General features: G+C 70.3%; 11 protein-coding genes. 7 read left to right on the top strand and 4 right to left on the bottom strand.

Annotated elements, in window-relative coordinates; genetic code table 11:
* Nucleotides 1-18: 18 nt before the first annotated feature.
* Nucleotides 19-1,431 (bottom strand): ATP-binding protein, encoded by a 1,413-nt coding sequence (locus AC07PZ_RS23525; RefSeq protein WP_495297572.1) that lies wholly within the window; start codon nt 1,429-1,431, stop codon nt 19-21.
* Entirely contained in the window at nt 1,424-2,119 is a 696-nt protein-coding gene (locus AC07PZ_RS23520; protein WP_495297571.1) for a response regulator, read from the bottom strand. Before AC07PZ_RS23520 ends, AC07PZ_RS23525 begins: the two co-directional genes overlap by 8 nt.
* A gap of 173 nt (nt 2,120-2,292) precedes the next feature.
* Here AC07PZ_RS23520 and AC07PZ_RS23515 point away from each other — a divergent pair, with 173 nt between their 5' ends.
* From AC07PZ_RS23515 to AC07PZ_RS23495, 5 genes are all read left to right on the top strand, one after another.
* A complete protein-coding gene (locus AC07PZ_RS23515; protein ID WP_495297570.1) occupies nt 2,293-3,456 on the top strand; it encodes an efflux RND transporter periplasmic adaptor subunit in 1,164 nt (387 codons plus the stop codon).
* Entirely contained in the window at nt 3,449-6,568 is a 3,120-nt protein-coding gene (locus AC07PZ_RS23510) for an efflux RND transporter permease subunit (protein WP_495297569.1), read from the top strand. The genes AC07PZ_RS23515 and AC07PZ_RS23510 overlap by 8 nt, the downstream gene beginning before the upstream one ends.
* Nucleotides 6,565-8,094: an efflux transporter outer membrane subunit gene (locus AC07PZ_RS23505; RefSeq protein ID WP_495297568.1), complete on the top strand. Its 1,530-nt coding sequence runs from the start codon at nt 6,565-6,567 to the stop codon at nt 8,092-8,094. Before AC07PZ_RS23510 ends, AC07PZ_RS23505 begins: the two co-directional genes overlap by 4 nt.
* Entirely contained in the window at nt 8,091-8,456 is a 366-nt protein-coding gene (locus AC07PZ_RS23500) for a hypothetical protein (RefSeq protein WP_495297567.1), read from the top strand. Before AC07PZ_RS23505 ends, AC07PZ_RS23500 begins: the two co-directional genes overlap by 4 nt.
* Nucleotides 8,457-8,559: 103 nt before the next feature.
* Nucleotides 8,560-9,147: a hemerythrin domain-containing protein gene (locus AC07PZ_RS23495; protein ID WP_495297566.1), complete on the top strand. Its 588-nt coding sequence runs from the start codon at nt 8,560-8,562 to the stop codon at nt 9,145-9,147.
* Nucleotides 9,148-9,183: 36 nt separating this feature from the next.
* Here AC07PZ_RS23495 and AC07PZ_RS23490 read toward each other — a convergent pair whose 3' ends face one another.
* Complete coding sequence (locus AC07PZ_RS23490) at nt 9,184-10,074, bottom strand: alpha/beta fold hydrolase (RefSeq protein ID WP_495297565.1); 891 nt, start codon at nt 10,072-10,074, stop codon at nt 9,184-9,186.
* A 109-nt stretch (nt 10,075-10,183) separates the two neighbouring features.
* Here AC07PZ_RS23490 and AC07PZ_RS23485 point away from each other — a divergent pair, with 109 nt between their 5' ends.
* Complete coding sequence (locus AC07PZ_RS23485; RefSeq protein ID WP_495297564.1) at nt 10,184-10,339, top strand: hypothetical protein; 156 nt, start codon at nt 10,184-10,186, stop codon at nt 10,337-10,339.
* Between the two features lie 49 nt (nt 10,340-10,388).
* Here the strand turns inward: AC07PZ_RS23485 and AC07PZ_RS23480 are convergent, their stop codons facing one another.
* Nucleotides 10,389-10,949 (bottom strand): cytochrome b, encoded by a 561-nt coding sequence (locus AC07PZ_RS23480; RefSeq protein WP_495297563.1) that lies wholly within the window; start codon nt 10,947-10,949, stop codon nt 10,389-10,391.
* A gap of 125 nt (nt 10,950-11,074) precedes the next feature.
* On the opposite strand from AC07PZ_RS23480, the gene AC07PZ_RS23475 reads away from it, so the two are divergent.
* Nucleotides 11,075-12,583, top strand: a complete 1,509-nt coding sequence (locus AC07PZ_RS23475; protein ID WP_495297562.1) for a glycosyltransferase family 2 protein — start codon at nt 11,075-11,077, stop codon at nt 12,581-12,583.
* Nucleotides 12,584-12,592: the final 9 nt, after the last annotated feature.

The raw sequence follows: 12,592 nt of genomic DNA, 5'->3' as shown, positions 1-12,592 counted from the left end.
CCTCCCCTTATCTGATCGTCAAGCCGCAAGCGGCAACCGCATCTCGAAACGCGCGCCGCCGCCCTCCCCGTTCGAGGCCTCGATCCGCCCGCCGTGCGCCTGCAGCACGGCCTGCGACAGCGCCAGGCCGAGCCCGAGACCCGGCGTCCTTTCGTCGGAGCGCGCAGCGGCGCCACGGTAGAAGCGCTCGAACAGATGCGGCAGGTCGTCCTTCGCGATGCCGGCGCCGCCGTCGGCGACGCAAAGCACCGCCTCGCACGCGTTCACATCGGCAAAGTACCGCACGCGGACCTCGGTGCCGGCCGGCGAGAACTTCAATGCGTTGTCGAGCAGGTTCGCCAGGGCCAGCGCCGCCGCGCCGCGTGCCGCGATCGCCGTCACACGCGGCGCCGGCACGATCGTCAGCTGCACGCCGCGCTCGCGCGCCATCGGCTCGATGCGGCGCACCGCCTCTTCGGCCAGCAGATCGAGCGGCAATGTTTCGACGGCGTCGCGTTCCTGGCCGGCATCGAGCCGCGCCAGCACCAGCAGTTCTTCGACCAGCAGCGTCAGCGACTCGACCTCCTCGAGCGCGGAATGCAGCGTCTCGACATAGGACGCAGCCTCGCGTGGACGGCGCAATGCAAGCTCGAGCTCGGTGCGCAGCCGCGACAGCGGCGAGCGCAACTCGTGCGACGCATCGGCCGTGAAGCGGCGCTGCGCCTCCATGCCGGTCTCGATGCGTGCCAGCATGGCGTTGAGCGTGTCCACCAGGCGGCCGACCTCGTCGCGCGTGCCGGGATGCGGCAGGCGCTCCCCGAGGTTGGCGTCACCGATGCGGTGCGCCTGCTGCACGACGTCGGCGATGGCGCCGAAGGCACGGCGCGTGACCAGTGCACCGGCGGCGCCGAGCGTCAGCAGCAGCACGCTGCCCAGCACGAGGAACAGCACGCTGGCGGCCGTCAGCACGTGGTTCACGTCGTCGAGCGACCCCGCCACCTGCACCGCGAGCAGCGAAGGCCGCCCCGGCACAGGCACCGAGACCATGCGCGTGGGCTCCTCGCCGAAGCCGTCGAGCGTCTCGAACACCGTCTCGCCGGCCGCGAGCCGGACCTGCAGCGTCTGCGGGATCGGCAACCTGGCCTCGCCGAGGTTGGCGCTGCGCGCCAGCACACGGCCCTGCGCATCGACGATCTGCACCAGCCGGTCGAGCCGGACGAACGACGGCGCGGCGGAAGTGGCGCGCGGCGCCTCGTGCACCACCACCGGCGCTCCCTCGCCCGACGCCGCCAGCATGCCCATCTCGGTCTCGGCCAGCGCCAGCAGTGCGGCGTCGAGTTCGGCATGCACATTGCGCGCAAAGACGAAATACGAGCCGGCGGCGGCGATCGTCATGACCACCACGATCACGCCGATGTGCGCCAGCGCCAGCCGCCTGCGGACGCTAAGCATGGTCGGCCACGCCCGTATCGGGCACCGCCAGGCGGAAGCCGCGGCCACGCACGGTCTGGATCAGCGGCACGAAGGCCGGTGCATCGACCTTGCGGCGCAGGTTGCCGATGTGCACGTCGATCAGGTTGTCGATGGCGATCAGGTCGTCCTTCCAGACCTGCTCGGCCAGCCGCGAGCGGCTGACGACCTCGCCGGCATGGCGCAGCAGGATCTGCAGGATCACGAATTCCTTGTGCGTCAACTCGAGCACGGCACCGCTGCGCACCACGCGCTGGCTCACCGGGTCGAGGCTCAGGTCGGCCAGCGAGAGCACCACCGGCCGCACGAGTTCGGAGCGGCGCAGCAGCGCGCGCACACGGGCCAGCAGCTCGTCGAAGGCAAAGGGCTTGGTGAGGTAGTCGTCGGCACCGGTATTCAGGCCGGCCACGCGGTCGGCCAGCGCATCGCGTGCGGTCAGCATGAGGACCGGCGTCTTGCTGCCGCGCAGACGGAGATCGCGGCACAGCTGCAGGCCGTCCTTGCCGGGCAGCATCCAGTCCAGCACGAGCAGGTCGTAGGCCGTGACGAAGGCGGCCTCGTCGCCCTCCTCGGCGCTGTGCACCACGTCGACGACGAAGCCTTCTTCCTGCAGTCCGCGAGCCAGCAGGCGGGCCGCCTTGCGGTCGTCTTCGATCAACAGAATTCGCATGGGTCCGATCATGCCGCGAGCCGGCGTCCGGTTTCCTGAAGAAATTTTCAGGATTTCTTGGGGACTTCTTCAGGCCGTGCTTTCTAAGCTGCCCACGAAACGGCGCGACGGCACGTCGAAGGCATGGGCAGCGCTCCATGCGCACGCAGCCGGCCCGCGGACGGACCCGCATCGTGATCAATAAAACCCTCTACACGCCTTCTCCCACCCGCCTGGCCATCGGCCTGTTCGCCTGCGCGGCACTGCTGTTCGACCTGGTCGGCCATCGCGCGCACGCGGCCGCGCCGACCCATCCGGACATGGCCGCCACCGCCGCGCCAATGCTGGTGCGCCAGGGCGCGCGCCTCACCGTGCCGCCGGGCTCGCCGTTGCGCGAGCGGCTGCAGGTGGCCACCGTGACGCAGGACGCGCTCCCGCATCAGATCAACCTGCCGGCCACGGTCGAGGCCGACCCGGCGCGCACCGCCAACATCGTGCCGCCGCTGGCCGGCCGGCTGGTCGAACTCAAGGTGCGGCTGGGCGACACGGTGAAGCGCGGCCAGCTGCTGGCCACGCTGGCGTCGCCCGACCTGGCACAGGCCGTGGCCGACGCGCAGAAGGCACGTGATGCAGCCGACCTGGCGCAGCGTGCGCTGACCCGGGCGCTGGGCGTGAACGAAGCCGGCTCCAATGCCGCCAAGGACGTGGAGGCGACCCGCAGCGCGCTCGTGCAGCAGAACGCCGAGCTGCATCGCAGCGAGGCGCGGCTGCGCACGCTCGGCGCCGACGGCGGCATGCAGGGCGGCCAGTTGTTGAAGATCACGGCGCCGATGGCCGGCACGGTCACCGCACTCAACACCGCGGCCGGTGTCAACCTCAACGACACCAGCGCGGTGCTCATGACGGTGTCGAACCTCGACACCGTCTGGGTCACGGTCGGCGTGCCCGAGAGCGCCTTGAGCGCCGTTGCCGCGGGCCAGCGCACCGTCGTCACGCTCGCCGCCTATCCCGGCCGCAGCTTCAGCGGCAAGGTCGCCTTCGTGGGCGCGGCGCTCGACGCCGACACGCGCCGCGCCAAGGCGCGCGTGGTGTTCTCCAACCCCGAGGGCCTGCTCAAGCCCAACATGTACGCGACCGCCGTGCTCGACGTGCCGCAGGCGCAGCAGGCGCAGGTGCCGGCCTCGGCACTGCTGATGAACAACGACGCCGTGAGCGTGTTCGTCGAGGTCGCGCCCTGGACCTTCATGCGCCGCACGGTGGAGCTCGGCCGCGAGGACGGCGACCGCGTGCGCATCCGCAGTGGCCTGGCGGCCGATGAACGCGTGGTCGTGCGCGGTGGTGTGCTGCTCAATGATTGATCTGGTCATCGCACAGTTCTTTCGCCATCGCCTGCTGGCCTGGGCGATGTCGGTTGCGCTGGTGCTGTTCGGCGCATGGTCGTGGACGCAGATGACGGTCGAGGCCTATCCCGACCTCGGCGACGTGACGGTGCAGGTGGCCACGCAGGTCAACGGCCTCGCCGCCGAGGAGATCGAGCAGCAGATCACCACGCCGCTGGAACGCGCGCTCGGCAGCGTGCCGGCCCTGGCGTCGATCCGGTCGAGCAGCACCTTCGGCCTGTCGCTGATCAACCTGAGCTTCAAGGACGGCACCGACGACTATTTCGCGCGCCAGCGCGTCAGCGAGCGCATCGGGCAGGTGGCGCTGCCGGCGGGCGTGCAGCCCGGCCTCGGCCCGATGGCCGGGCCGGCGGGCGAGATCTACCGCTACACGCTCGAGTCGGACACGCAGAACCTCATGGCGCTGTCCGAGATCCAGCGCTGGAAGGTCATTCCCGCACTCCGGCAGGTGGCGGGCGTGGTCGACGTCAACAACTTCGGCGGCTTCACCAGGGAGTTCCAGCTCGAACTCGATCCGGCCAAACTGCAGCAGCACGCGCTGGTCCTGAGCGACGTGGTCACGGCCATCAACAACAGCAGCGCCAATGCCGGCGGCGGACGCATCGCGCGCGGCGAGCAAGGCTATGTGGTGCGCGGCATCGGCCAGGTGCGCACGCTCGACGAGCTCGGCAGCGTGGTGGTGGCACAGAACAACGGCTCGCCGGTGCTGGTGCGCGATCTCGGCCGCCTGCAGTCGGGCCACCAGGAGCGCAGCGGCATCCTCGGCAAGGACACCAACCCCGACACCATCGAAGGCATCGTGCTGATGCTCAAGTACGAGAACCCGTCGCGCGTGCTCGAAGGCGTGCACGCGAAGATCGACGCGCTGCAGGCCGAACTCGCACCGATGGGCGTGAAGATCGTGCCCTACATCGACCGCGACGATCTGGTGAAGCTCACCGTCGACAAGGTGACGCACACCATGCTCGAAGGCATGGCACTGGTGAGCTTCGTGCTGATCCTGTTCCTGGGCAGCCCCCGCAGCGCGGTCGTGGCGGCGGTGGCGATCCCGATGTCGCTCGTGACGGTCTTCATCGTCATGCACTTCACGCGCATGCCGGCCAACCTGTTTTCGCTCGGCGCGATCGACTTCGGCATCATCGTGGACGGTGCCATCGTGATCATGGAAGCCATCCTGCGGCGCCGCGAGGAAGAGCCCCATCTCATGCTCACCGAGGCCCACGTGCTGGAGACCGTGGGCCATGTGGCGAAGCCGATCTTCTTCGCCACGCTGATCATCGTGACCGCGTACTTCCCGCTGTTCGCGTTCGAGCGTGCCGAGGGCAAGCTGTTCAAGCCGATGGCCTTCACCGTGGGCTATGCGCTGATCGGCGCGCTGCTGTGCGCGCTGACGCTGATTCCGAGCCTCGCCTACGTGGCGCTGCGCAAGCCGAGCAAGCCCTTCGTCAACAAGCCGCTGGTGTGGCTCACGGGCGCCTATCGCCGCGGGCTGTCGATGCTGCTCGACACGCCCGCCATCGCCTATGGCCTGAGCGCGCTGGCGCTGGCCGCGGTCGTGGCGCTGGGCGCCACGGCCGGGCGCGAGTTCCTGCCCGACATCGACGAAGGTGCGCTCTGGCTGCAGGTGCAGCTGCCGTCGGGGCTGTCGCTCGACAAGGCCGGCGAGATGGCGACCGAGATGCGCCGGACGCTGCTCGAATACCCGGAGGTGTCGTACGTGGTCACCCAGCTCGGGCGCAACGACGATGGCACCGACCCCTGGACCCCTTCGCACATGGAAGTGCCCGTGGGCCTCAAGCCGTACGCCGAATGGCCGGCCGGCGTGGACAAGGCGGCCTTCGTGCACACGCTGACCGAGCGCTTCGCCCGCATGCCGGGCTTCGACGTGGGCATCAGCCAGCCGATCATCGATGGCGTGAACGACGCGGTGGGCGGCGCGCACAGCCCGCTGGTCCTGCGCATCTACGGCGACGACCTGAAGGAGAGCCGGCGCATCGGCAACCAGATCGTCGATCTGCTGGCCACCGTGCGCGGCACGGCGTCGGCGTCGCTGTTCCAGGAGCCGCCGATCCCGCAGGTGGTGATCGCGCTCGACCGCGAGGCCGCGGCACGCTACGGCGTCAATGCCAGCGACGTGGCGAATCTCATCCAGACCGGCATCGGCGGCGCGCCGGTGATCACCGTGTACGCGGGCAACCGCACGTACAACGTGTCGGTGAAGATGCCCGCGAACGCCAAGGGCAGCACCGAGGCGCTCGGCGCGCTGCAGCTCAACGGGTCGGGTGGCGTCAAGGTGTCGCTGTCGCAGGTGGCCGACATCCGCCTGCAGACCGGCGAAAGCACGATCTCGCACGAGATGAACGAACGCCAGATCACCGTGCGCGTCGACAACCGCGATCGCGACCTGGCCTCGTACCTCGACGAAGCGCGCACGCGCATCGCCAGGGACATCCAGTTCGACCCCACCAAGGTGCGCCTGCAGTGGGCCGGCCAGTTCGAGAACCAGCAGCGCGCCCAGGCGCGGCTGGGCACGTCGCTCGCGATCGTCGTCGGGATCATGGCGGTGCTGCTGTTCTTCCAGTTCGGCCAGGTCCGCCAGGTGGCGCTGATCCTCGGCGTGGTGCCGATGGCCATGCTGGGCGGGCTGATCGCGGTGCACGTGGCGGGCGAAACGCTCAACGTGGCGACGGCGGTCGGCTTCATCGCGCTGTTCGGCGTGTCGATCCAGAACGGGATCATCATGGTTTCCAACTTCCGGCGCGTGCGCGGCGAAGGGCTCGCGCTGCGGGCCTCGGTGCTCGAAGGCGCGGCCGAGCGCCTGCGGCCGGTGCTGATGACGGCGACCGTGGCGTCGATCGGCATGCTGCCCGCGGCGCTGGCCACGGGCGTGGGCACGGACGTGCAGCGCGGGCTGGCGACGGTGGTGGTCGGCGGGCTGGTCGTGTCGACGCTGTTGACGCTGTTCATCCTGCCGGCGCTGTACTTCGCGCTCGAAGCCTTCTTCGAGCGCAAGGAGGATGACTCGCGCGCGCGCAGGGCCGCCGAAGAAACCGGATCGGAGGCCGCATGAATCCGAAACCCATCCTTGCGGGCGCACTGGCGGCGGGTCTGGCGCTGCTGCTGGCCGGCTGCGCAGCGGGGCCCGACTACGCACGGCCGCCGCTGGACCTGCCCGAGCGCTACGTGGCCGCACCGGCCACGGCCCCGCAGACCGAGGTGGCGAGCGTTGCCCTGCCGCGCCTCGCGACCGATCTGGACGTGCCTGCGCAATGGTGGCAGGCCTTCCATTCCGAAGCGCTGAACGCACTGGTCGCGCGGAGCCTGGCGGGCAGTCCGACGCTGGAGGCGGCCGATGCGGCACTGCGGGCCGCGCAAGAGAACGCAGCCGCCGAACAGGCGGCGTTCTGGCCCGCCGTGGGCGTGAACTACGCACCGACACGCCAGCGCGTGGCCGACGCCGTGGCCAGCCCGGTGGCGTCCGACGCCAGCCTCTACACGCTGCATACCGCGCAACTCAGCGTGTCGTACACGCCCGACGTGTTCGGCGGCACGCGCAGGCAGGTCGAAGGGGCACAGGCGCAGGCCGAGACCCTGCGCTTCCAGCGCCTGGCAGCGCGGCTCACGCTCAGCAGCAACGTGGTGGCGGCGGCCATCACCGAAGCCTCGTTGCGCGCGCAACAAAGCGCCACGCGCGAGATCGCCGATGCACAGCGGCAGGTGCTCGATGCCTATCGCCGGCAACTGCGGCTCGGCCAGGTCGCACCGGCCGATGTCGACGCGCAGGAGGCCTCGCTGGCCGCAACCGAGGCCACGCTGCCACCGCTCGAACGCCAGTTGGCGCAGCAGCGCAACCTGCTCGCCACGCTCGCGGGCCGCTACCCGTCGCAGGGCGTCGAGGCGCAATTCGACCTCGACACGCTGCAACTGCCCGCCGCGCTGCCGCTGAGCCTGCCGTCGACGCTGGTCGAGCACCGCCCCGACGTACGCGCTGCCGAAGCGCAGTTGAAGGCCGCGAGCGCCGCCATCGGCGTGGCGGTGGCGGCTCGGCTGCCGAGCCTCACGCTGAGCGCCAATGCGGGTTCGTCGGCCTATGCGCTGTCGCAGTTGTTCAAGGGGCCGGGCCTGTTCTGGACACTCGCGGCCGGCGTGACGCAGCCGCTCGTCGACGGCGGCGCGCTGGCGCACCGCGAGGCCGCGGCCCGCGCCGGATTCGACCAGGCCGCGGCACAGTACCGCGCCACGGTGCTGGCCGCTTTCCAGGATGTGGCCAATACGCTCGACGCGATCGACACCGACACACGCGCCGTGCAAGCCGCGGAGAAGGCCGAGCGCACGGCGTCCCGGAGCCTGGCGCGCACGCAGCGCCAGGTGCAGTTGGGCGACGCCAGCGCGTTGGGCCTGCGGCTGGCGCAACAGGCGCAGCAACAGGCCCGGCTCGGGCTGGTGCAGGCGCGAGCGCTGCGGCTGAGCGACGCGGCCGCGCTGTTCCAGGCACTTGGCGGCGGCTGGTGGAACGCGGCCGGCGACACGGCTGGCGCCGCGCCCTCGCCCACCGCCGCGCTCGCCGTGGCGGCGACACCGCCCGGCAGGCCATGAAGACCGGCACCGCCGCCTGCACTCGCACCTGCGCCTGCATCTGCGTGTCGTGGGCGCTGGTGTCCGGCGGCTGCGCGCCGCTCGGCACGGCGGCGGTCGATGGCGCCGGCTGGCGCCCGGCCCAGATCGTCGCGATCGGACGCGCCAGCGAACTCGCCGCCACGGCCAGCCGCGATTGCGGCCCGATCGGCGATGCCGATCCCTATGTCCTGGTGCGCTACCACAGCAGCGGCGTGCATTCGCGCTCGCTGGGGACCGGCCACGTGCCGCCCGGCGCCTCGCTCCAGGTCGGTGACATCGTGTTCGTGAACATCCGGGATTGCGACGCCCCCTTGGCCATGCAGGCACCCGCGCTTCGCTGAGCCGAGAGGCCCGGGCAGCGCCACGCCCCTTTGCGTTGCATCAACATCCCGCCGCGCCCTGCATGCCATCCTCCAGGCACGCTCACCATCTGCAGGATCCGCCATGCGCACGCACGCCACCGCCCAGATCATTCGCCAGGAACACGCGGCCCTCTCGGCCATGCTGCGTTCCATCGAGATGCTGCTGGCGCGGCATCGGCAGCGCGGCACGCTGCCCGACTTCGGCGTGCTGCGCGCGATGCTGTTCTACGTCGACGAATTCCCCGAGAAGCGCCATCACCGAAAGGAATCGGAACTGCTCTTCCCCAAGCTGCGGGCCCGCACGCCGGTGTCGCGCGAGCTGCTCGACCGGCTCGACGACGACCACGCGCGCGGCGAGCGGAAGATCCGCAACGTCGAGCATGCGCTGCTGGCCTTCGAGATGATCGGCGAGCCGCGCCGCGAGGCCTTCGAGCTGGCGGTGGAGCGCTACGTCGAGTTCTACCTCGCGCACATGGCGCTGGAGGAAAAGGAGATCCTGCCGCTCGCCGAGCGCGTGCTGACCGAGGCCGACTGGGAAGAACTCGACCGCGCCTTCGAGGCCAATCGCGACCCGTTGACCGGCCATCCGCCCGAAGCCGACTACCGCGCGCTCTTCACGCGCATCGTCAACGTGCTGCCGGCGCCGATCGGGCTGGGCGACGAACGCTGAGCCCGCGGCACCGCCCCGGCGGACGCCGGTGATGCGTCAGGCGCCGAAGAAGCGCAGCAGCGACTGGTTCGTTTCTTCCGCGCGCTCGAACTGCACCCAGTGCCCGGCGCCGTCGACCACGACACCTTCCCGCAGCGGATGGCCGGCCGTCAGGCTTGCAACCAGCGGACGCGGGTCGGCCGTGACGTCGTACTCGCCCCACAGCAGCAATTGCGGCACGCCGCGCGCGTCCATCGTGTCGAGCGCGTCTTCCAGCCCGCCGCCTTGCGACACCTCCTTGCTGCGGTAGCGCGTGCCGTGGCACGAGATGTCGTGGATCGTGAAGGCCAGCGCGTCGATGGCCGCCTCGTCGTGCAGCATCAATGCGGCCAGGTTGTGGCGCAGCGCGGCGACTTCGGCCGCGCGATCGGGCGCAGCGCGCCAGTTGATCATGTCGACCCGCAAACGGCGCAAGGTGCCATGGCCACCGCTGCCGAGCAGCGCGATGCGGCGGATCGCACCGCGCCGCAGCGCGAAACGGGCGGCGGTCAGTCCACCGAAGGAAAAGCCCGCGAGGTCGATCGGCGTGCCGGCGCCGATCAGCTGGTCGAGCGTGCCGCCGAGCGCTGCCAGCAGCGGGTCGAGCGGCGCTTCGCCCGGTGCGGCCGGCGGCGGTACGCCGGAATCGTGGAAACCAGGCATGTCGGGCAGCCACAGCGTGTGCCGCGCGGACAGCGCCTCGACGTTGCGCAGCCAGTGCATCCAGCTGCCGTGGCCACCGTGCAGCAGCACCAGCGGCGGCCGGCCGGGCACGGCATCGGGCGGGCCGAAGCGGCGCCAGCGCACGCGCGTGCCCTCGTGTTCGGCGTCATGGTGGATCGACAGGGCGTCGATGCGGGCGATCGCGGCGCGCGCGTCTTCGTCGGAGAGCGTGGGGGAAGGGTTCATGGCGGCGTCGATTTTCCGGGCGGGTGCAGAGGACCGGATTGATCCGGCGGCATGCCGGGTTATTTGAATGGCATTTTGCCGATCGTTACAACATCGTTAATATTTGTGAATGTTGCAACGTTCATCCGTTTCTTCAGCCGACTACCGTCCCGTCGAGGAAAAGCCGACGCGCAAGCAGCGCGGCGTCCTCGCGGTGGGTTATGTCTGCAGCGTCGCACTCTGGGTCGTGGCGCTGGGGTCGGCATTCCGGTCCTTCGTCCACTGAAAGCACCAAAGGCGAAGGCCATCGGCTCCGCCGGAACCCGTGCCGCCGGTCACGGCAGCATGCGCTGCAGTTCGCGCTCCTTGTCGATCCACTGGTGCTTGAGCGCACCCAGCACGTGCAGCGCGAACAGCCCATACAGCACGTAACCCGCCCACTCGTGCAGCAGGCCGAAGGCGTCGTGCAGCATTTCCTTGGTGTCGGGCGCGATGTCCATGATCCAGCCGATGCGCGGCCACGGCACCAGGCCGAACAGCTGCATCGGATGCGTCGCCGCGTCCTTCCAGGCCGAATCGTGCATCCAGCCCGACAGCGGCAGCAACAGCATCAGCAGGTACAGGCCGAGATGTGCCGCATGCGCGCCGAAGCGTTCCAGCCGACCGTAGGACGGCGGCATCGCGGGCGGCCGGTGCGTGAAGCGCCACAGGATGCGCAACAGCACCAGCCCCAGCACCGTGATGCCGAGCGATTTGTGGGTGTCGATCGCTGGGCGGATCCAGTCCTCCGGAAAGCGATCGACGAGCAGGATCAGCGCGATATTGACCGCCATGAGCAAGGCGATGAGCCAATGCAGGATGATCGCGGGCCGGGTGTAGCGTGTTTCGGAGGACATGCGGGAATTCTCGGGCCGTCGGCGAGTCGCACCGACAACGGCCCGCGGGTTCCGGGGCTTTTTGATGCCATCCGAAACCGTTGGCGCAGCCTTTGCGTACCCAGTCCACCTTCCCGGATCACCGCTTGAACGACGCCCTCTCCAGCGCACTCTCCCGCGCCTTCGCCGCCGCCTCGCCCCGGCTCTCGCCGCCCCCGACGCCCTTGCGCAGCTGGCTCATCCATGGCGGCGTGCTGCTGCTCTGGATCGGGCTCTTCGCGATGGCCTTCCGCCACGGCGGCCGCATGGAGGTCTCGGGCGGCAACGTCTGGTCGTGGTCGGTCGGCGTGGCCTACGTGCTGTACGACACCGTGCTGCTGCTGTTCGTCGGCTGGCAGACGCTCGCGATCCTGCGGCCGCCCACGGCGCTGGCCGCCGCTGCGGCCGACACCGCACCGCGCCGTTCGCTGGGCGTGATCGTCGCGTCGCACAACGAGGCCGCCGTGCTGCCGGTCACGCTGGCCGCGCTGCTCGGCCAGAGCGACCTGCCCGACCGCATCGTGATCGCCGACGACGGCTCGACCGACGGCACGGCCGAGCTCCTGACCCAGCGCTACGGCCTGATCGCACCCGAATTCGGCCAGCTGAGCGCACCCAGCACGCTGCACCCATCGCTGAGCTGGCTGCGGCTGCCGCACGGCGGCAAGGCGGTGGCGCTGAACGCCGCCGTGCTGTGCATCGACAGCGACACGGTGCTCACGGTCGACGGCGACACGCTGCTCGATGCCGGCGCCATCGCCGCGGTGCGGCGCGCGTTCTCCGCCGACCCGGACCTGGTGGCGGCCACGGGCGTCATCACGCCGGTCTGCAGCCGCACGCTGGCCGGCCGCTGCTTCCAGTGGTTCCAGACCTATGAATACATCCGCAACTTCCTGTCGCGCTACGCGTGGGCGCGGGTCGACGGGCTGCTGCTGATCTCCGGCGCCTTCGCCGCCTTCCGGCTCGACGCGGTGCGCGCGGTCGGCGGCTTCGACACCGACTGCCTGGTGGAGGACTACGAGCTGATCCATCGGCTCTACCGCCATGCCGAGGCGCATGGCCTGCCGTGGCGCGTGCGCGTGCTGGGCGACGCCCAGGCGCACACCGACGCGCCGAGCGGCCTGATGCCCTTCCTGCGCCAGCGCCGGCGCTGGTTCGGCGGCTTCCTGCAGACGCAGTACTGGTACCGCGCCATGGTCGGCGACCGGCGCTACCGCTGGCTCGGCACGCTGATGCTGCCGGTCAAGGCGATCGACACGCTGCAGCCGCTCTACGGCCTGGCGGCCTTCTTCCTGCTGCTGACCTACCTGGCGCGCGGCGACCTGGGCGTGCTGGCGCCGGTGGCGGGCGTGATCGGCGCGAAGATCGTGCTCGACCTCGCCTTCCATCTCTGGTCGGTGCACCTGTACCGCCGCTGGATCGGCCGCCAGAGCGAAACCAGCATGGGCCTGGCCTTCCTGGCCGCGATCGTCGAGCCCTTCACCTTCCAGATCCTGCGCCACAGCGGCGCCGCCTGGGGCTGGTGGACCTTCCTGACCGGCCACGGCAGCTGGGGGCGGCAGGTGCGGGTCGGCCTGCTGTCGAAGGACGGCACCGGCGACGCGGGCAAACCATAGGGCGCGCAC

This window comes from Variovorax sp. GW821-FHT10B04 (genome assembly GCF_059415645.1).
This window is presented reverse-complemented; position numbering and strand designations above follow the sequence as displayed.

What these genes read in the sequence shown, in the direction of transcription:
- AC07PZ_RS23525 (WP_495297572.1), bottom strand. Translation starts at nt 1,431, where the DNA reads ATGCTTAGCGTCCGCAGGCGGCTGGCGCTGGCGCACATCGGCGTGATC.
- AC07PZ_RS23520 (WP_495297571.1), bottom strand. Translation starts at nt 2,119, where the DNA reads ATGCGAATTCTGTTGATCGAAGACGACCGCAAGGCGGCCCGCCTGCTG.
- AC07PZ_RS23510 (WP_495297569.1), top strand. Translation starts at nt 3,449, where the DNA reads ATGATTGATCTGGTCATCGCACAGTTCTTTCGCCATCGCCTGCTGGCC.
- AC07PZ_RS23505 (WP_495297568.1), top strand. Translation starts at nt 6,565, where the DNA reads ATGAATCCGAAACCCATCCTTGCGGGCGCACTGGCGGCGGGTCTGGCG.
- AC07PZ_RS23500 (WP_495297567.1), top strand. Translation starts at nt 8,091, where the DNA reads ATGAAGACCGGCACCGCCGCCTGCACTCGCACCTGCGCCTGCATCTGC.
- AC07PZ_RS23495 (WP_495297566.1), top strand. Translation starts at nt 8,560, where the DNA reads ATGCGCACGCACGCCACCGCCCAGATCATTCGCCAGGAACACGCGGCC.
- AC07PZ_RS23490 (WP_495297565.1), bottom strand. Translation starts at nt 10,074, where the DNA reads ATGAACCCTTCCCCCACGCTCTCCGACGAAGACGCGCGCGCCGCGATC.
- AC07PZ_RS23485 (WP_495297564.1), top strand. Translation starts at nt 10,184, where the DNA reads ATGTTGCAACGTTCATCCGTTTCTTCAGCCGACTACCGTCCCGTCGAG.
- AC07PZ_RS23480 (WP_495297563.1), bottom strand. Translation starts at nt 10,949, where the DNA reads ATGTCCTCCGAAACACGCTACACCCGGCCCGCGATCATCCTGCATTGG.